17 protein-coding genes, 1 pseudogene and 1 riboswitch are annotated in these 20,470 nt (G+C 38.7%); of the genes and pseudogenes, 4 read left to right on the top strand and 14 right to left on the bottom strand.

All coding sequences use genetic code 11. The features are described from left to right. Positions 1-62: 62 nt before the first annotated feature. From EUBHAL_RS04280 to EUBHAL_RS04260, 5 genes are all read right to left on the bottom strand, one after another. Entirely contained in the window at positions 63-3,014 is a 2,952-nt protein-coding gene (locus tag EUBHAL_RS04280) for a hybrid sensor histidine kinase/response regulator (RefSeq protein WP_005345319.1), read from the bottom strand. 5 nt (positions 3,015-3,019) lie between these two features. Continuing rightward, positions 3,020-4,870 carry an ABC transporter substrate-binding protein gene (locus EUBHAL_RS04275; protein WP_005345318.1) on the bottom strand — a complete coding sequence of 617 codons (1,851 nt, stop codon included), beginning with the start codon at positions 4,868-4,870 and terminating at the stop codon, positions 3,020-3,022. Positions 4,871-4,908: 38 nt separating this feature from the next. Beyond that, positions 4,909-7,071 (bottom strand): ATP-binding response regulator, encoded by a 2,163-nt coding sequence (locus tag EUBHAL_RS04270; RefSeq protein WP_005345316.1) that lies wholly within the window; start codon positions 7,069-7,071, stop codon positions 4,909-4,911. Beyond that, positions 7,055-7,870 carry a substrate-binding periplasmic protein gene (locus EUBHAL_RS04265; RefSeq protein ID WP_005345314.1) on the bottom strand — a complete coding sequence of 272 codons (816 nt, stop codon included), beginning with the start codon at positions 7,868-7,870 and terminating at the stop codon, positions 7,055-7,057. The genes EUBHAL_RS04270 and EUBHAL_RS04265 overlap by 17 nt, the downstream gene beginning before the upstream one ends. Positions 7,871-8,034: 164 nt before the next feature. After that, positions 8,035-8,244, bottom strand: coding sequence for a hypothetical protein (locus tag EUBHAL_RS04260; RefSeq protein ID WP_005345312.1), 210 nt, complete (start codon positions 8,242-8,244; stop codon positions 8,035-8,037). Positions 8,245-8,504: 260 nt separating this feature from the next. After that, positions 8,505-8,580, bottom strand: a riboswitch (cyclic di-GMP riboswitch). A 446-nt stretch (positions 8,581-9,026) separates the two neighbouring features. Between EUBHAL_RS04260 and EUBHAL_RS04255 the strand changes: the two genes are divergently transcribed. Continuing rightward, on the top strand, positions 9,027-10,397 hold the full coding sequence (locus EUBHAL_RS04255; RefSeq protein WP_044921930.1) for an MATE family efflux transporter: 1,371 nt from the start codon (positions 9,027-9,029) through the stop codon (positions 10,395-10,397). 30 nt (positions 10,398-10,427) lie between these two features. On the opposite strand, the gene scpB is transcribed toward EUBHAL_RS04255, so the two are convergent. From scpB to glgB, 3 genes are read right to left on the bottom strand one after another with little or no spacing between them, the layout of a single operon-like run. Then, positions 10,428-11,000: an SMC-Scp complex subunit ScpB gene (gene scpB / locus EUBHAL_RS04250; RefSeq protein WP_022170381.1), complete on the bottom strand. Its 573-nt coding sequence runs from the start codon at positions 10,998-11,000 to the stop codon at positions 10,428-10,430. A gap of 31 nt (positions 11,001-11,031) precedes the next feature. Continuing rightward, a complete protein-coding gene (locus EUBHAL_RS04245; protein WP_005345300.1) occupies positions 11,032-11,772 on the bottom strand; it encodes a segregation and condensation protein A in 741 nt (246 codons plus the stop codon). After that, positions 11,762-13,672 carry a 1,4-alpha-glucan branching protein GlgB gene (gene glgB, locus EUBHAL_RS04240; protein WP_005345292.1) on the bottom strand — a complete coding sequence of 637 codons (1,911 nt, stop codon included), beginning with the start codon at positions 13,670-13,672 and terminating at the stop codon, positions 11,762-11,764. The genes EUBHAL_RS04245 and glgB overlap by 11 nt, the downstream gene beginning before the upstream one ends. Before the next feature lie 359 nt (positions 13,673-14,031). On the opposite strand from glgB, the pseudogene EUBHAL_RS16700 reads away from it, so the two are divergent. Further along, positions 14,032-14,418, top strand: a pseudogene (locus EUBHAL_RS16700) (D-alanyl-D-alanine carboxypeptidase family protein); the annotation flags it as partial. A 17-nt stretch (positions 14,419-14,435) separates the two neighbouring features. Here EUBHAL_RS16700 and EUBHAL_RS04230 read toward each other — a convergent pair. The 6 genes from EUBHAL_RS04230 to EUBHAL_RS04205 form a co-directional block, all read right to left on the bottom strand. Then, positions 14,436-16,022, bottom strand: a complete 1,587-nt coding sequence (locus EUBHAL_RS04230) for a recombinase family protein (protein WP_005345289.1) — start codon at positions 16,020-16,022, stop codon at positions 14,436-14,438. 17 nt (positions 16,023-16,039) lie between these two features. Next, positions 16,040-16,168: a hypothetical protein gene (locus EUBHAL_RS16330; RefSeq protein ID WP_278183905.1), complete on the bottom strand. Its 129-nt coding sequence runs from the start codon at positions 16,166-16,168 to the stop codon at positions 16,040-16,042. Between the two features lie 298 nt (positions 16,169-16,466). After that, positions 16,467-17,147: a hypothetical protein gene (locus EUBHAL_RS04220; protein WP_005345287.1), complete on the bottom strand. Its 681-nt coding sequence runs from the start codon at positions 17,145-17,147 to the stop codon at positions 16,467-16,469. A gap of 27 nt (positions 17,148-17,174) precedes the next feature. Further along, positions 17,175-17,636: a MarR family winged helix-turn-helix transcriptional regulator gene (locus EUBHAL_RS04215; protein ID WP_005345286.1), complete on the bottom strand. Its 462-nt coding sequence runs from the start codon at positions 17,634-17,636 to the stop codon at positions 17,175-17,177. 234 nt (positions 17,637-17,870) lie between these two features. Then, positions 17,871-18,662, bottom strand: a complete 792-nt coding sequence (locus EUBHAL_RS04210; RefSeq protein ID WP_005345285.1) for a NifB/NifX family molybdenum-iron cluster-binding protein — start codon at positions 18,660-18,662, stop codon at positions 17,871-17,873. Positions 18,663-18,747: 85 nt separating this feature from the next. Further along, complete coding sequence (locus EUBHAL_RS04205; RefSeq protein WP_044921926.1) at positions 18,748-19,254, bottom strand: DUF1836 domain-containing protein; 507 nt, start codon at positions 19,252-19,254, stop codon at positions 18,748-18,750. 248 nt (positions 19,255-19,502) lie between these two features. Between EUBHAL_RS04205 and EUBHAL_RS04200 the strand changes: the two genes are divergently transcribed. Together EUBHAL_RS04200 and EUBHAL_RS17180 are read left to right on the top strand one after the other, a co-directional pair. Beyond that, complete coding sequence (locus EUBHAL_RS04200; RefSeq protein ID WP_005345283.1) at positions 19,503-20,363, top strand: DegV family protein; 861 nt, start codon at positions 19,503-19,505, stop codon at positions 20,361-20,363. 35 nt (positions 20,364-20,398) lie between these two features. Next, a partial coding sequence (locus EUBHAL_RS17180) for a hypothetical protein (RefSeq protein ID WP_416385947.1) occupies positions 20,399-20,470 on the top strand: 72 nt, incomplete at its 3' end.

Here is a 20,470-nt window from a genome sequence, read left to right as displayed (position 1 = left end):
ATTCCTTATTTCCTTTATCCGTGCGGATTTTCTGAAGTTCCAAACACCTGATCAAACACGCTCTAATCCAGCAGGTTGTTGTGTAAAGTACTGATTAACTCCTCTATAACTATCGGTTTGGATAAGAATCCATCCATACCATATTCCAAGGCTTTCTTCCTGTCTTCATCAAAGGCATTAGCAGTCATGGCAAGGATGGTGATTCCCGACAGTGCCGGATCATCCAACGCACGAATCTGACGGGTGGCCTCGTATCCATTCATTACCGGCATCTGCACATCCATCAGCACCAGATCATACTTACCTGGAGTCGAATTCTTAACTTTCTCCACTGCCTCTGCGCCATTTTCGGCAGTATCAACCAGAAATCCATATTCTTTCAGAATTTCCACCGCAATTTCACTGTTCAGTTCGTTATCTTCCACAAGCAGTATACATCTGCCTCTGAAATCTGAACCTGCTTCTGGAAGAATTGAATCTTCTACTTCAGCCTGACTCTGGCCGATAGCAGTCATCAAGGTATCTCTGATATCTGACATGAACAGCGGTTTCGCACAGAATGCAGTCACCCCTGCTGCTCTGGCTTCTGCCTCGATATCTGACCAATCATATGCGGTCAGGATAATGATCGGTGTATCATCACCAAGGCTGCGGATCTGACGGGTGACTTCAATACCATTCATATCTGGCAGACGCCAGTCAATGATATAAGCGTGGAACGCATCTCCCAGTTCCATAGACTGCCGTGCACGGAGAATAGCTTCCTTGCCAGAAAGTGTCCATTCCGAACGCATTCCGACCCTTACAAGCATTTTTGTCACACTGTCACAGGTATTAAAGTCATCATCTACAACCAGTGCCTTAAGCCCTTCCAGTTCTGCGATTTTCTCTATACGTTGACACTCAGACTGAATCCGTAATGGCAGACAGACAATAAATTCGGTACCTTTGCCCTGTTCTGTCTGAACCTCAATAGTTCCGCCCATCATATCCACAATATTCTTGGTGATTGCCATGCCAAGCCCTGTGCCCTGGGTTCTGCTCACAGTGGAAGTCCTCTCCCTCTCAAAAGGAGAAAAAATTTTCTGCACGAATTCCTGACTCATACCGATTCCGGTATCCTTTACCCGGATCTCATACAGCTTACTGCCTTTTACTGCCTTCGGATACTGTTTCAGCCGGACAGAAACGGTTCCTCCTGCAGGTGTAAACTTAACCGCATTAGACAAAAGATTCAGCAGCACCTGGTTCAGCCGAGTCTTGTCACAGTAAACATCTTCATTTGTAACATCCATGACATCCATATAAAGTTCCAGCTGCTTCGCATGGATTTGCCCACTGATGATCGTCTTCAGATCATGAAGCACATCCGACAGACTGACCTCTGTCTCTTCCAGATGTATCTTTCCACTCTCAATCCGGCTCATATCCAGTATATCATTGATCAATGAGAGCAGATGGTTACTGGAGGAAAGAATCTTACCCAGATAATCCTGGACTCTTTCCTGATTATCAATATTACTTACAGCCAGTGTGGTAAAACCGATAATCGCATTCATTGGTGTCCGGATATCGTGAGACATATTAGAAAGGAAAGTACTCTTTGCCTGGTTTGCTGTCTCCGCCGCATGTACCGCCTCAGAGAGTGCCTGGTTCATTTTCCAGTCAGAGGTACGATCCGACATAACTAGGATATATTTCCTTTTTCCGTTTACCTCACTGCCCATTACAATATTATGGAACCAGCGTTTTTCCCCTGTCTTCAGATGAACATATTCAAAATCCCATTCCCTCTGCTCATGAACCTGGATTTCCTCCATATAATTTTTCTCCGAATCTTCCTGTTCCTCTGGATGTAGTTTTCCCAGAATACAAATATCTTTACGAATCTGTTCTACCGTAATACCCAACAGCTTTTCCGCATTTGGGCTGACGTAATCTGCCTGATATGTTTTTGCATCCAGCATCAGAAAGACGTCATCTACATTCATTGAAAGTTTTTGAAACAGCTCGTCCCTGTACAGAATCTCCGTATCCTTTTTCCTGAGGTTTATTCTGCCTTTTTGAATAATAAAACTAATAAGTAAAGCGGCAATACAGAGCACGACCGCACCAACAAGAAGTATCGTACTACGCTGCAGACTGTTCATACTGGCATTGACGATATCCGCCTGGACAAGTCCCAAAAACATCCAGTCCTGAATATCTGATTTTTCATAGACCAGATAATAGTTTCTTCCATCCAGATTTAGCAGCATTGCATCGGTACGTCTTGCTTTAAACTTCTCTGAAAGTTCATTAATTTCTTTTTCGGACATATCAGAATGCTCTCTCAGAACACCGAAGAAATTATACACGTTCCCCCATGCCTCAGAAGAATGATCAACCACAACACGGCCATCAGGATGAACAACAAAACTCTGGGCATTTCCATCAAAAGCAGAAATATCCAGTACATCTACGATATCAGAGTTTTCATAAGCAATGGCAATGGCATCATATTCAAATCCATGATAAATTCCATGAGCCTTAGCTGTGGCAAAAACAAGCAGCTGGGATTTTCCGGGAACCGCTGCATTCGCTATCACATCATTTCCCTGCCGGATCTCATCTTCAATATTTTCCTGTAATCCAAGGTAACCGGTTTCCCCTGTTGCCATCTTATAGTTCCCGTCAGCTGACAGAAAAAAGAAGTCTAAAAAGCCGGCATCTTCCTGCGCTTTCTTTATATAATTCCGAATTTCATCTTCGTTGGAAATATCCTGCAGATTCTCACCCCACATATGAAGATAGTTCAGATTCTTATCTGTCAGTTCCCTCAGCATATTATCAGACTGATGAAAAACTTCCGTCAGATGAGAAACACTTTCCTCATAAATAGTTTTCGATACAAATCCAAAATATCGGAAAACTATCAACACAATTCCAAGAGAAACTGCAATAAAGACAGCTATCCTTAACCGTTTTCTCATGACAGTCTTCTCTCTTTTTGTATTATGATTCTTAATGCCCATCCTTCTCACCTCAAAGTCATGTAATCTTCAGGCTCTGCAAGAACGGCATCACCATCTGAAATATATCCTATCCATGTATCATCCACAGAGGTATTCCCTCCATCAAACACAATATTATCATCTGCCGGATAAGCCTCCATGTGTTTTGGTATCGCAAGACAGATTACCGTGAAAGTATCATTATCCTGAATTTGTTTTCCGTCCTTTGTAACTTTGCTCAATGTATAATCATCATCTGTTTCTTTGACTTCTACAGAAATACCACTGAGCACAGGCAGAGAGCCTCGGTTAAACGGAGTAAATCCACCCTCATAGCCTTCTACAAAGTTTTTAACTGCCTCTTTCAGTTCGGCTCCGCTCATTTTGCTACTGTAAGCTGAAAGTTCGTTCGGCATGATCATATCGCCCGCCATTTTTTCAGTATAGCCGGCTTTCAGCACGTTTCCCGTAAAGCTGTTTCCGGTTGCGATCAGCACATCTGACCCATAAATACCGCGCAGAGTGTTTGCCATAACAGAATATGCTGCATTCCCTCCACTGCTGTGAAAACGATTGGAATAGGATTTCTGTGAATCCAGCACGATATCCTCAGAAGAGGAGTCCTCCTCAAGAAGCTGAGAATTAAATGACTCATAGGCCTGCCCTGCATCGTATTCTCCTGATATCATCTTCGAAACCACATCCTTAGAAACAGAGAAAAAGTCATTTGACGCTATGCGGATATACATATGGTTTTCTTCGATCACAGGTTTCACATCCTTCAGATATTCCGTAAGCTGGAGATCTACATCCTGACTGTAGCTTAACAGATCCTGTCCATCATAAACGATTCTATTCTGCGCATCCGCTGAAAGCATTGTGTCCAGTACCTTCATTGCTTTCTTTCGACGTGTCTCATCCTTTGTCAGATTGCTATTTAAAGCCACCTGGAAATATGGCGTAGTCATAATCCATTTTTCACCGTTTTCCTGAAAGAATGGAAGAAAGGTTGTGTTAATGCCCTGATCCTGAAACATTTTTACACCAGCAGAGGTGCCAAAGTACATGGCAAGCTTGCCACTTTGATACATCTCAACGATATCATCATAATTCATATCCAGATCATCCTGGCTCAGCCCGGTATCCTGAATGAACTGCTCCATGCGCCCAAAAGCCTTTGGCCAGACTGTATTGTCCAGGCCTTCTCTCTTTGTATTATCCGGGTCACTGTAGGTAGTACGCCACTTTCGTCCGTCCACGGAAGACAGTTCTGATGCTGACAGACCCTGCAGTGTTTCCATACAGGTATAATCATAATAATAGTCTGCTGTAAATCCACGAATTCCCACTTTGTCAAATGCCTGGCAGGCAGAGACAAAACTTTCATAATCTGTTGGAAGAGGGATATCATACTTTTCAAAAAGGTCTTTGTTCACTACAAAACCATGTGCATCCGCACACACCGGAAGCCAGTTTACGCTTCCATCCTCATTCATAAAATTGCTGAGGTAGGTATCATAGACAGCACCAGCAACATTGGTTGTAGAAAGATCCATCAGATTGTCTTTCAGGGGACTCGCGTCATGCAGTGAGAAACGACAGCAGGTTATAATATCCGGCAATCCACCATTTTCATTCAGAAATTTGTAGAAATCCAGATCATTATTCCCTACGACAAATTCAACATTGATATCCGGGAGCTGTTCCTGAATGTATGGTGCATATTTTTCATAGAGGTTTGTGCTCCATAAATACACAGTAATTGTTTCTGCATCTTCTTTTTCCGCACTTTTGCTGCCACATCCTGACAGAAGTGATATACTCATCACCATCATTAAAAGTACAGCTAAAACTCTGTTCCATTTTTTCTTTCTCATTACGAATCCCCCTTCTGAGACTATTTTTCAAACATGCTCTAATGCACCAATTTATGAATTATCTTTACCAATAGTTTTGCATCAAAAGGTTTTGCGATATGTTCATTCATTCCTGCTTCTTTTGCTCTTAGCCTGTCCTCCGTGAATGCATTTGCTGTCATCGCAATAATCGGAATCACCTTTGCATCCTCCCTGTCCAGAGACCTAATCATCTTTGTGGCTTCATATCCATTCATGACTGGCATCATAATATCCATAAGAATAGCATCAAATTCACCAGATTCACTTTTTCTGAATAGCTCAACAGTTTCCTCGCCATTCCATGCTTTGGACACCTCAGCACCTTCATTCTGAAGCACAAATTCAGCGATTTCCATATTCAGCTCATTATCTTCCGCCAGAAGAATATGCAGCCCCTTTATAGATTTTTCGGATACATCCGCCTGTTCTTCACGTATATCCACATCCAAATCTATTTTAAATGGAACCCGGATCACAAATGTCGTCCCTATGCCTTCTGCGCTTTCAAAGGTAATCGTTCCACCCATTTTCTCAATCAGTTTCTTTGAAATCGGCATTCCCAGACCTGTTCCGGAAAATCTTGTGCGGCTTCCTGCATGTTCCTGTGCAAATGGTTCAAAAATATGTTTTTGGAACTCTTCTGCCATTCCGATTCCGGTATCCCGGCAGACAAATTCCATTGTCGTCGTTTCTGGCTGTCCGGATGGAATTTCAATGCAGCTGATATAGATATGTCCGTTTTCTCTGTTATATTTCATCGCATTGGACAGAATATTCATCATCACACGTTTCACATACCTTGGACTTCCAATAAGATCACGGTGTGTGATTTCTTTTTTCTCCCACACAATCTGGAGATTCTGTTCTGCAGCCACCTGCTCGATTACAACAAATACTTCCCTGTAAATACTGCTCAGATTAAATGGAATCTCTTCCAGAACGATTTCACCTGACTCAAGCTTACTCATATCCAGAACATCATTTACCAGTTCCAGCAGCAGATTGGATGCCTCTTTCACCTTTGTCCTGTATTCCTTCTGCTTCTCCATATCATCTGCATAATGATCTGCCATATTTACCATGCCGCAGATTCCATTGATCGGAGTCCGGATATCATGGCTCATTCGCTGTAGAAACTCTGTTTTTGCCTCATTGGCTGCTTCTGCCTTTTTTGCAGCAATCAGAAGTTCTGTTTTATATTTTTCATCTTTTTCCTGTTCCTGTTTCTGATGTGACTGATTGGTTCTGTATGTCCAAAACCAGAATATACTAAACATCAGGAAATAAAGAAAAATAACGCTTATCACATTTAATGGAAGGTTATGGAACACTTCTGTATCCGAAAGATACGCATAGATATAATAATCACGCTGCTTCAGCATGATTCCGTAGCATCCGGTTCCTTCATTCTTCAAATGATAAATGTGCTGACTGTCTGTATGCCTCTTCATTGCCTTAACAACTTCGTTGTCAGCCGTATTCTGCCCCAACAAACTCTCATCATTGCTGGCAACAATGATTCCCTCGTCTGCAACAATAATCGTTCCATCCTTCTGGGTGCTATAGCCGTTTAAAAGACTCTGTATCGTCAGAGTATAGTTCCTGGCAAATTTCGGAGGTGTATAATAATAAACAGCAACGATACCCTGTGCATCTTTTCTGGCACAGGCTGCAATGTCAATATGTGATCCGTCTTTCCTGTTAATCCGTTCTGAATACGATCTTTCTTCATATCCGACAAAATCCATGATAATTTCTTTTTGCAGATACTCTGTAATCTCATTTGCCAGAGATTCATCCGTACTGTATTCACAATCTATCTTTCCTTCTGTATCCAGTACAATGATGCCATTCACCCAGAGAGTCTGCAGATTTTCTTTCAGGAAATCCCGGCTTAGCTGCCTGCCGTTTTCTGTTTCCATGTTAATATTTGTACTCATCTGTCTGGCACTTTCAATGGCACGGAGAAGACTTTTGGATTCCGATGATTCATTGTAATGAGTGTAGGTTGAGCACTGCACTTTGACATAGTTTACAATCTCCACCATTCTTTTCTCTGCCTCCGCTTTTTCTACATGAAAGAAATAAAACAGAGAGACTACAGCCACACAGATTCCAATCAGGCCACCGAGCAGCTGGATTCGTTTTTCTTTTTTCTTTCTCTTAATATCCAAGATCATCCACCTCCAGATACTTTTCCGGATCATCCAGATATTTTTCAACAATTTTCAGGGATGTGCCATCCTGACGCATTTCTTCCAGTGTCTGTTCCATCTGCTCACAGATTCCTCTGTCATCATTTTTTGCAAAAGCAACACCTATTCCGGTGAGCATCAGAGGTTCTTCCAGAATACGGAAGCTTGCATCATAATCTTTCATATACTGGACAACAGATTCTTCATGTGCGGCAACTGCATCTACATATCCTTTTCCCAGAAACGTATAGATCAGTTCTCTGTGGCCAAGGCTGATCAGATTCCCCAGTTTTGGGATTCTCTCATCCGTCCGCTTCAGAAAGATACCTTCCGGTTTGGTTGTGGACTGGACGGCAAGATTCTTTCCTTCCAGATCACTCAGTTTATAGATGTCACTGCTCTTATTTACGGCAACTACCTGACGGCTTGCTATGTATGGTCCTGCCCAGCGGTAATCATCAAGACGTCCTTCCATGGAAAAGCAGCCCATGATACAGTCAATCTCTCCTCTCTCCACAAGTTCTTTTTTCTTCTCCCAGTTAATCTGGACAACATCCACCTGATATCCCATTCTTTTGAACGCTTCTGTGGCCAGTTCTACATCGATTCCTGTCGGTTCACCATCCTCATTCAGATAATTGTATGGTGGATAGTTGTCGCTACCGAGGGTAATAACAGGCTTTTCGGTTTCTTTTTTCGTGTTATCTGTGTTTTTGCACCCTGCCAGGGTGACTGCTAAAATTCCTGCAAGCAGAATGCCTGCAATCACTCTTTTTCCTTTCATTTTCTGTCTATTCCTAACTATCCTTTTCGATTTTTTTATGTCTGGTTACTTTCCATTTGTCACTGTTCAATGCCCTGCATTTCGGTACCCCCCCCCGCTGGATTTTATGCTTCTAATCGTCTTTTCCAGTACCTTCATCTCAACTGGTTTTGAGACATGTGCATTCATATATCCAAAACATCATTAATAATACCTAACAGATGCTGTGATGACGTATCAATTTTATCCGCATACTCTATTACCTTACCTTTATCACCGGCATCATATCTGATTAATGACGTAATACCAATCAGAACTGCATTAGAATAACTGCATCCTTTTTCTTCCAGTTCCGCCTTTGTTTTCTCAAAGGAAGAATTGTGAAGATACTTCATATTCCAGTTCTACTAGACTTACCAATACATAAGGGTAATTATTTCCTGTACCGACTGCATCATAGCCCTCTTTATACAGGTCTCTTATCTGTTTCCCCACATCCTATAAGTCCTGTTACTGCTACACATGCCAAAATGAGACATACACTTTGTAGTTTTTTAATTTTCATATTTTTTCTCTCTTCTTTATAAAATTATTATAGTTACGTCTATGAAATAATATCATAAAAAACACTGCCAAACAGACAGTGCATCTCATTTCATGCAGCTGGCTGCCATTTTAAAGACCCTGTAGCTTTGCGTCCCAGACTTTCATCTGGTTTGCCGATTATCCTATTAAAACTTTTAAACTTATACAAAAATATTAATATTATTATTATACTCCCATATTCCACTATACACAAGAAAAACATTACCGCTTTAACGCCTAGAGTGTGTTTGAAAAATCATTCAAAGTAAAAAAAAATGGAAGTCACAATATTATTTGTTAGTACTATCCATTTCTCATTATTTTTATTTTCCTTATCATTCATCATATTATAACAATAAAAAGGGAGAATCTTGACTTTCCCTATCATTCATCATATTATAACAATAAAAAGGGAGAATCTTGACTTTCCCTATCATTCATCATATTATTTAATACAGTTCAAAAAAATACCATTTAGGAAGGAGAAGAATGAATCATATGCCCCAGCCACATTCGTAGCTTTTTTCACGACACTTTAAATGCTTACAATAAAATGTGCGAACCTATTCTTATAAAAGGAGACTATATATTTATGCAAGACAACAAAAACTTTTTAGCTGCCGAACCCATCGGAAAGCTTCTTCTTAAGCTGTCGATTCCAACCGTAATCGCGCAGCTCATCAATATGCTCTACAACATTGTAGACCGAATCTATATCGGGCATATCCCCAGTGATGGCAGTCTGGCTCTTACTGGTGTGGGAGTCTGTATGCCAATCATTATGATCGTTACTGCTTTTGCCGCATTAGTCAGCTCCGGTGGTGCTCCAAGAGCTTCTATTTATATGGGAAAGCAGGATAATGAATCGGCAGAAAATATACTTGGAAACTGTTTTCTTCTCCAGATTGTTATTTCTCTTATTTTAACTGCTATTTTACTGATTTGGAGTAAAGATTTATTGCTCGCATTCGGTGCCAGTGAAAATACAATCAGCTATGCCACAGACTATATGCATATCTATGCGTTTGGAACCTTGTTTGTGCAGTTAACACTTGGTATGAACGCTTTTATTACTGCACAGGGATTCACTACTATTTCTATGGTTTCTGTTCTTATTGGTGCCATTTGTAATATTACTTTAGACCCTGTATTTATTTTTGCTTTTCATATGGGTGTAAAAGGGGCGGCTCTGGCAACGGTGATTTCACAGGCAATTTCTACGATTTGGGTTGTCTCTTTCCTTTGCGGTGAAAAAACACATCTTCATCTTAGAAAGAAATATATGCGTCTGGAACCAAAAGTTTCTGTTCCATGTGTCACTCTTGGACTGGCTGCTTTTATTATGCAGGCAAGTGAAAGTATTGTAACGGTTTGCTTTAATTCCTCTCTGCTTCGTTATGGCGGAGATATTGCTGTCGGAGCCATGACGATTTTGACCAGTGTAATGCAATTTGCTATGCTGCCGCTTCAGGGAATCGCCCAGGGAGCGCAACCGATTTCCAGCTATAATTACGGAGCAAAAAATACGAATCGTGTAAAGAAAACTTTCCGTTTGCTCCTGATGACCTGTCTGAGCTATTCTGCATTACTTTGGGCTGCTGTACAGCTTATTCCAAGAGTATTCGTAAGTATTTTTACCGCAGATGCGAGTCTTATCAACTTTACTGCTCCAATGCTTAGAATCTATCTGGGAGGTCTCTTCCTGTTCGGCATTCAGATTGCCTGCCAGATGACATTTACTTCACTTGGAAAAGCAGTAAACTCTATTGTTGTTGCTGTCGTTCGTAAATTTGTATTGCTGCTTCCGCTTATTTATATTATGCCTCATGTGGTATCCAATCCAACTACAGGAGTGTATATGGCGGAACCGATTGCGGATATTATTGCGGTACTTTTTACATCAGTTTTATTTTCATTTCAGTTTAAAAAGGCTCTGGCAGAAATTCAGAATGAAAATAATTGATTTCAAGAATGCCCCGGCATTCTTGTTGCGTTATACTGTTATTGAAGCCGCAACCTCCTCCATTGCTTCTTCCATAAAGTTCTGTTTCTGTACTTCATCAATATCCGGAAGTTCCTCAATAGAGGATACGCCAAAGCAGCGTAAAAATTCTTCTGTCGTTCCGAATACAATTGGATGTCCTATTGTATCGAGTCTGCCAAGTTCTTTTATCAGGCGGTATTCGAGGAGTTTATTTACCGCGAAGTCACTTTTTACCCCTCGAATCGCCTCGATTTCCTGTTTAGTTACAGGCTGTTTATAGGCAACGATAGAAAGTGTCTCTAACATAACGTCTGTTAAAGAACGCTTCTTCGGCTGACTTACTAACTTTTTGACATACTCATAAGTCTCAATCTTCGTACATATCTGGTACGCCCCATCTAACTCAATCAGGCAGATTCCTCTATCCTTTCCGGCATAATCGCCTTTCATTTCCTCTAATAGTTCTTTTAATGTATCTTCTTCTATGTCAAGAACTTCTGATAATCGAGAAATTGCAACTGACTCTCCCATCGTAAAAAGAATCGCCTCAATAATTCCCTTTATTCTCTCTTTATCTTTCATAATACCTCTTTTCCAATTCTTCAGTACCCCCCTATTCACAGGAATCTAAGTATATCTCCGCAAAGTTATGCTCCTGACTTACTTTTATCTCTCCTACCTTCATCAGTTCAAGTACCGCAAGGAAAGTTACGATTACCATTTCCTTGACGGGCTGAATATCAAGAAGGGTTCGGAAATTTATTTTTTTCAGTCCGCGAATCTGACGGCGTATGTCATCCATACGGTCTTCTACTTTATATTTTTCTTTCTGAATCTTTCCGAAATGGCTCCGCACCGGATCTTCTCTGTCCTTTTTCCGGCGCATGACCATGCGGAATATCTGGTTTAACTTTTCTAAAGTGATGTCCCCAACAATTTCTTCCGGGCGGATTGGCTCCTCGTAGTACTTGATTTCTTCTGGTACAGTTTCCGGTTTAAAGAATACTTTCTGGGCATCTACACTTAAGTCTTTTAATTCTTCTGCCGCATATTTGTACATTTTGTATTCGGTAAGACGGCGGACTAATTCTTCTCTTGGATCTTCTTCCTCCTCTTTTTCCGGCTGTGGAAGCAGCATTTTTGACTTTATCTTTAATAAGGTCGCTGCCATAACGAGGAACTCACTCATTGATTCCATCGAATAGGTTTTTTCCATCTCACGGATGTATTCCATGTACTGGTTTGTGATTTCCACGATTGGAATGTCGTATATACTTACTTTATTTTTCTCTATTAAATGTAGAAGAAGGTCCAGAGGACCTTCAAATACATCCAGTTTAATATCAATTTTCATGCTCTGCTCTAAGTCTCTTTCGGTCAATATCTATTGATGCCTCATCTAACATAGGAAGAGGTATCTCCTTTGGCTCTGGAAGAAATTCTACTTTATAAATGATAGCGGCAAGTGCCGGAATCGTAATCTTAAACTTTCTCTTCCACCACTTATAGCCCGTTGTTTTTGCCACGATGTCTTCCTTTGGTCCCTCAAAATATCCACCATACTCTTTTCGCTCACCAGATAATACTTCATGAAGAACTGCATAATGATCATAACCAAATTCAAAGTCATTATACTGTGCATCACTCATGTTCAGTACAACGATGAAATGATTCTCTCCGCACATTCTCTCGTAAATGTACACTCTTTCCTCAACCGCTTCCACCTCAATCCATCGGAAGTTCGCAGAATTATAATCTCCATTGAAAAATGCTGGTTCACTGATATAAAGATGATTTAAATCCTTCATAAAACGGTGGAAATCCTGATGCTTTGGATAGTCTAAGAGCATCCAGTCACATTCTTTTTCCTCATCCCACTCTCTGAACTGACCAATCTCATTACCCATGAAATTAAGCTTCTTTCCAGGATGAGTGTACATGTAAGTGTAAAGAGTCTTTGCCTGCTGGAACTTTAAGTCATACTCGCCCCACATTTTCTGCAAAATGGTTGCCTTTCCGTGTACCACCTCATCATGAGAAAATGGTAACAGATAATGTTCATTATAAAAATACATCATAGAAAATGACAGCTTATGATAATGGAACTTTCTGTCATATGGATGAATTCTAAAATAATCTAACGTATCATTCATCCACCCCATATCCCACTTATAGTCAAATCCCAGGCCGTCATACTCTACCGGTGCAGTTACTTTCGGGAAGTTCGTAGAATCTTCCGCAATAAGCATAACAGAAGGATGTAACTTTTGCAAACCAGAATTCATGCATTTGATAAAATCAAGCGCGCCTTCATTAATTCCCTTTGAAGAATCTCCCTGCCAGTAAATAGCATTACTAATCGCATCCATACGGATGCCGTCAAAGTGGAACTTCTCCATCCAGAAATTCGCGGAGGACTGTAAAAAGCTTCGCACTTCACCACGGTAATAGTTAAAATTACAGGTTCCCCACTCACTATAACCCTTATCATCGTCCGCATATTCATAAAGAGCCGTTCCATCAAACTTATTCAGCGCATAAGTATCCGCAATAAAATGTACCGGAACAAAGTCCATGATAACACCAATTCCTTCTTTATGGAAAAGGTCTACCATCTCCATTAATTCCTTTGCTGTTCCATAACGGGAAGTCGGACAGAAATATCCGCTTGCCTGATATCCCCAGGAACAGTCTGCCGGATGCTCAGTTAGCGGCAGGAACTCTACATGTGTATATCCCATTTCTTTAACATATGGAATAAGCTGCTTTCCTAACTCCTGATAATGATACCAGCCATTCTCCTCGTCTGCCTCATTCTTTCGCCAGGAACCGGCATGCACCTCGTAAATATTTACCGGAAGATCATAATTCTTACTTCTCTTCTTCATCCACGCTTCATCTGAAAAATGATAGTCTTCCAAATCTACGATAACTGATGCTGTATCTGGTCGTACCTGTGAACCAAAACTGTACGGGTCAAAACGATCCATAACAATTCCATCCGGCTGATAAATACGGTACTTGTACATCATTCCCGGCTTCGCATCCTTTTGTACACATTCAAACACACCGCTCTGTGCATCCTGAATCATCTCATCTTCTATACCATCCCAGTCATTAAACTCTCCGATCACCTCAATCTTTTCCGCATTCGGTGCATAAACTCGAAATAACACACCGTTCTTTGTCAAGTGTGCTCCAAAATATTCATACGCATCAAACGCTTTTCCAATATAAAATTCATGTAAATTCATAATCGTATCCCCTCATCATTTTATTTTGCCCAGATATTTACTTCTATTTTAAGCAATTTTCTTAAGATTAGCAACAAGGAAATGCATATTTTTAGGCACTGGCCATAAAATGTACTAATTCTTATTTGGAGTATCATATGCAAAAATATTTTTCCAGAAAAATTACACGAAAATTCTTTTATTCCTTTGCATTTTTTCTGATAACAAGTTTTCTGACGGGGACTATTCTTTTTCCTGTGAAAATAGTTTCTTTGGCTTCTTCTGGTAATTCTATGGAAAACTCTTTAAATCCACTTTCTGACAATTCAGGAATCAACGAGCTTTCTAATCGTTTAAAAAATATTACTACTTCTAATAATATTTCTGTTCAAGCTGCCACTGATAGTACTTCTAATGTTTCTTACCAGACTAACTCTGAAAGTTCCAGTGCATCTTCTGCAAACACTGGATTTCAATCCGCTGCACCTAATGCCATTTTAATGGAAGCCACTACTGGTACAATTCTTTATGAAAAAGATGCAGACAAAGAAAAACCGCCTGCAAGCGTCACAAAAGTTATGACTCTCTTACTTATCTTTGAAGCTCTTTCAAAAAAGCAGATTACCTTAAATGATACGGTTACCGTCAGCGAACACGCTGCATCTATGGGAGGCTCCCAGGTATTTTTAGAACCAGGTGAAACCCAGAGCGTAGACACTATGATAAAATGTATTGCTGTCTCCTCCGCTAACGATGCATGTGTGGCGTATTCGCATAGTAGGAATTAATTTGCTACCTGAAATGGATTACGGAATCTGTAATAAATATCCAGTCCACCATCTTCATGAACTTCTATTTTTTCTATCAATTCAATAACCACATCTCTTGTAAGCTTCTCAATATTAATATAATCCTTAAAAGCTTCTACCCATTCATCATGCTGATTTTGAAGAGAATTCTCATCCGCTAACTTTGTAAGAATTTCTTCTTTCTGCCTTTCTAATTTGGATATTTCCTCTTCATATTCTGCAACATAGGAACGATATTCCTGTGGTGTAATCATCTCTTCCATATAGCCTGTGAACGCTCTCTTTTTAAACTTTTGGTATTTTTCCAATTCTGCATCTACTATCTGTATTTGCTTTTTATAAAATTGTTCCCGGCTATCTATCTTCTGGACTTTATCCAAATCGCTAATATCATCCTCTGTAAGTATCTTTCTTGCTTCATTCTTTATAGAAGATAAAACCGCTTCTTCCAGCTCCTCATTTTTAATCATATGACTTGGACAGTGCTTTTTCCCCATCGTTTTATATATCTTGCAAATATACCCGATACTGCCCTTTTTATTTTCTTTGGCATAAGCTCTATTCATAGCATGTTTACAATCGGCACAAAATAAAATACCTGCAAATATATTATCGCTATACTCTGTATTTACAGATTTTCTTTTTATTTTCTGTATTGCCTGAACTCTATCAAAGGTTTCCTGATCTATAATCGGTTCATGAGTATTATCTACAACTATCCACTGTTCTTTCGGCAAACGTCTCTTTTTCTTATCCTTATAAGAAATTTTTATATCCTTATGCTGTACCATTTTACCTAAATATGTCTGGTTATTTAGAATCATATGTACCGTCTGATAACACCATGTCTTTGTTGTATCTTTTAATTTGCTGTTATAGTAATTTTGCTGTAGAACTCGCGTTTTATATAAAGACGGAATCAAAATATTTTCTGATGATAATATAGAAGCGATATGAGCTTTTCCATTTCCCTCTAAATATAATCGGAAAATCTTTCTCACAATATTTGCTGCATATTCATCTATTATTAAATGATTATGGTCTTCTGAATCTCTCATATATCCATAAGGACATGAAGAACCTACAAATTTACCCTGATTCATTTTGGAGAGGAATACGCTTCTTACATTCTTAGACAATGTCTCACAATACCATTCATTAGTAAGTCCCTTCACCTGTCTGGTCATCTTATTATTTTCATCCATCGTATCCACGCCATCTACAACACCAATAAATCGAACACCCCATAATGGCAGTTTGTGATGTAAATATTTTTCTGAATGTTCCAGATTTCGGGTAAATCTTGACTGGCTTTTCGCAATAATAATATCAAAAAGCCCCCTCTCTGCATCCTGCATCATTTGAGAAAATCCCGGTCTGTCTTCATATAGTCCACTCTCATCATCATCGGAATATATTTTAACAACCTGAAAATTATGCCGCATTGCATAATCACTTAACATAATACGCTGATTAATAATACTTTCGCTATCATCCCCTTTATTCACTTTATTTCTGTCTTCTTTTGATAATCTTAGATATAATACTGCTTTATTGTTCATCTTTCACCTCATTAATATTATGATATCAGGGTCAAAAGGTCAAAACTCCGTTCGTGTTTCTGGATTACCTGCTCCATACAATCTTTCAAATTTTTATCACCATAAATCACATTTACTTTAATAACTCTGCTTTTCTTTTTGCTCATAATGCCCTCGTTTTTTTCTACTATGTATATCACCCTTTCCAGAAAAATATATTTTGTCCATCTATTAAAATTAAATTTATTTTCACTTCCATAAATACGCAAAAAGAGTACCAGAACTTTAGTATTCTGATACTCTTCTTTACAGTATTTTCCTTCTTTTTAATTACAAATATAATCGCTATTGCGGCTTAAATAGTTAATTTTATAATAATATTATTTTGAAATAAGTCAGGATAGATTTCATTCAAAATGTCTCGCATTCTTAAATTAGAGGATTGGAGATACTTTCCTTAATTTATCAAAACAACAGTTGAAGTCCCATTGCAATAATCCACATATACGCACATGTCTTTGGAATCATCAGCAAGCCAACTTTTGGTTTTGTTTTGCTAAATAATGTTACAGGAAGGTAACAGCCAAAAGAAATAATAATCGCTGCGACCATTCTTGTCATATGGTATCCATTTGCATTTCCAGATATCGCATACAGAATAATGACTCCTATACCAGTAACAGCAAAAACAGCATTCCTGATAATCGATAACTTGAGATTTCCATCCTCTGTACACCAGTTATTCTGTGGAAGAAGACAGACAGCAATTCTAATAATCGCAGAAATCCATACCATTGCTTTCACTGCAGCAGGTATATTAAAATCCGGGAAAGTATCCTTCCAAACATACATTAAAATAATATAAAATACAGTCATTGTGATTGAGGATATCTGTAATCCAATCCCAAGCTGTTTCTTTATTCTATCATTCGTTCCACGTGCAGCTCTTATGATTCTAGGTACTAAATGAAATGCATCTCCACCGCAAAGAGTCAATGTTAATATTCCATAAAGAATAAATAATGTATTTCCTTTTGCATAGGTGAAAAATAAAATTGCTGCTACTAAATCAAATATCAAATATCCGGCATCAAATATCGCTTCCATAATATCCGGCATCTTTGGCTGGTATTTTTCTTCTCTCATTCTTACTTCTCCTTTTTCATTAATTGGTTATAACAAAAATGATTTTTCATTCTCTCCCTCCGCATATTTTTTTAAGTATGCATCTGCATTAGCACAAATTTTATTAAATACCGCCATGCACATATACTTTTCTTCTTCGGTTAATCCATCTAAAACATTTTTAGCGAATTCTTTCTGTGCTTTCATTCCATCTTCGATAATAGACTCTGCCTTATTTAATATAACAATCTCAATATGCTTTTTATTCCGGGCGCTCTGAATTCTTTCAATCAGGCCTTTATTCTCTAATGCTTTCAGAGAAGTAGATACATGAGATTTCGTTGATTTACGAATCTTTACGATGTCTGCTGCCGTATTATGCTTCGGATTATTATGTAAAAACATAAGTATATCATATTCCATTTGCGTTAGCTGATACCTGTCACATACTTTTCTCGTAAATAGTTCATAACAGCTAGTGATTGTTTTATGCTGATCCCAAAAAAACATATTTTTACTCCTTGTTATATCTCCTTATTAATGTTCTATTTAGAACGATTATGATTATATAGTTCTGCTTCCTTTTTGTCAAGCCTTGATTTTTATATGTCAGCTTATACTGACCAGAATCACGCGCCAAGTCTCGCAGCGGCTCGACTTGAATTTTCTCTCTTAAATCTGTGGACAAAAAAAGATAAGCATTATTCTGCTTACCTTTTTTCTCAATCTATTCTTTATTAACAATTAATGGCAGCTGTGGCTTCCACATCCATGCTCGCCACAGGTATGTCCCTCTCCATGATCATGATCATGATGACTGCACTTTACATCAGGATTATAATCTAACGTTCCGTTCATAAAAGCTTCCACAGCCGCATCTGCATCACCGGAAACGCCTCCATAGAGCTTAATCCCTGCCGCTGATAAAGCCATCTGCGCTCCTCCTCCGATTCCACCACAAATAAGAACATCTGCCTTCAATGCATTTAAAACACCTGCTAATGCGCCATGCCCGCTTCCATTCGTATCGACAACTTCAGAATGGATTACTTTTCCATCCTGTACATCATAAACTTTAAATTCTGCTGTATGTCCAAAATGCTGAAAAATCTGTCCGTTCTCATATGTTACTGCTACTCTCATTATACCTTCTCCTTTTTCTGTTGCATACTTTTGATAAAATTCTTGTTTGTAGCATCCACCCAGACCACATTTACTACTTTTACCATCGCAGATTCGAAAATCTCCCCCTTCAATTCGAAGAGGATGTCCATCTATGATTGCATCTGCCACTTTCTTTCTGGCAATCTCATAGATTCTTTGAACAGTCGTTCTTGCAATCTGCATAAAGCCTGCACACTGTTCCTGGCTGTATCCTTCTTTATCTATAAGACGAATCGTTTCATATTCATCTACTGTCAGAAGAATCACCTCTTTTTCATCTTCCTCCCCTCTTCTTCCATTTTTATTGGATGGTCGAAATTCCAATATATCTGGAAAATGGCAGACTTTTCTGCACTTTATCGGTCTTGGCATAGGATACTCCTTTCACAATCTTTTCTTTATACTACAATATTTATGAACATATGTCAATAACGTAGTTGACATATGCTCATTTCACTTATTTTATAGAATGGGAAGCATTGTCCTGTAAATTGTTTTTAAAACAGTCATTTAAATAAATGATATGCGATACCGCTACAATTACACTATGAAGCATCTTTTTTTCGAACGGAATATCGCCCATATCTTTCATTGGCTCTTCTTTATTTTCAAATATAGCTACGAGTGTCTTTTCCAATTCTGAACAGAAATAATCATAAGCAACCGGTAAAGTATAGGTTGCTTTTTGTAAAACAAAAAGGGATGCTATATTATCCATGGAAAGAACCTGCTTTATAATTACAATATAAATAGTATATGCTATTTGATCCGCATAATACTGTTTTTTTATAGGACGGTCAATATACCCCTTCTTTACATAATTACTTAACATAGATGGTGTAATCGAAATCTCTATTGGTGCTAAACATTCATTGATATACTTTACTGTCTGCTCAAGATAAAGTCCTACATTTGGAATTTCTTTATATCTTGGCATTCTGTAGTCTCTGGCTGAAAATCTCATAATACATTCCTTCTTTCTTACTTTGTCTCTAACTTGATGCCACGAATTACTCCGCAGCTAGAGCGTGTTTGAAAAATGCTCTAACGCTGCTCCCATAATTCTGAACATCATTATATATCAGCTATTAAAAAACCGCAATAAAGTTATTTAATACCTTGACAAACACATATGTATGGTTTACTATACTTTTTGATAAGTTTTTTAAAAACCGATATAAAAGTATTTAAAACTATTCACGGAGGTTACATATGAAAATGAAAATCGTTGCAGATTCATCTGCAAATCTTTTAGCTTTACCTGATATAGACTTCGGGGTTGTTCCACTTCATATAATCGTAGGTGAGAACGATTATATAGATGATGATAAGATTGATCTTACAGCTATGCAGGAGAATCTTTCTTCTTATAAAGGAAAGACATCGACATCAAGCCCAAGTCCTCACGAATGGGAGAATGCGTTTGGCGATGCCGATGTTGTCTTTTGCATCACCATTACAAGTTCCCTGTCCGGTACATATAACAGTGCTGTTATCGCTAAGGACATCTATGAACAGAATCATACCGGCAGAAAGGTATATGTTTTAGATTCTTTATCTACAGGACCGGAAATCGCACTTTTTATTGAAAAAATAGCAGAACTCATAAAAGCTGGTTTTGCTCCAGATGATATTTATAAAACTCTTCTCGAATATAAAGATAAAACACACCTGTATTTTTCTCTGGCATCTTTAAACAATTTTGCAAAGAACGGACGGATAAGTCCGGTAATTGCAGCCGGAATCGGTTTATTAGGAGTCAGAGTCGTTGGGAAGGCAAGTGATGAAGGAACTTTATTGCCGCTTGACAAATGCAGAGGTGAAAAAAGAGCATTAAAAAAACTAATTGATCATCTTAAAGAATGTGGTTATACAGATGGAAAAATCATCATTGCTCATAACAACAATGAAGCCGGTGCATTAGAATTAAAAAAATTGATTGAAAATACATTTGGAATTTTTAATGGAACGATTCAAAAAACAAGAGCCCTTTGCAGTTATTACGCAGAGCCAGGATCCCTTCTCATCGGTTTTGAAGCATCCCTTTGTAACCATAAACCATATAAAGATTGATTTTTAAAAGTCTACTACCCCTATACGCTACATGTGTGGCTATGGCAGAACACATCAGTGGTAGTGAAGATGCTTTTGTCGCCAAAATGAACGAGAAAGCACAGGTT

The organism is Anaerobutyricum hallii DSM 3353 (assembly GCF_000173975.1).
GTDB lineage: Bacteria > Bacillota > Clostridia > Lachnospirales > Lachnospiraceae > Anaerobutyricum > Anaerobutyricum hallii.
Note: the sequence above shows the minus strand (reverse complement) of the source record. Positions and strands in the feature narration are given on the sequence as shown.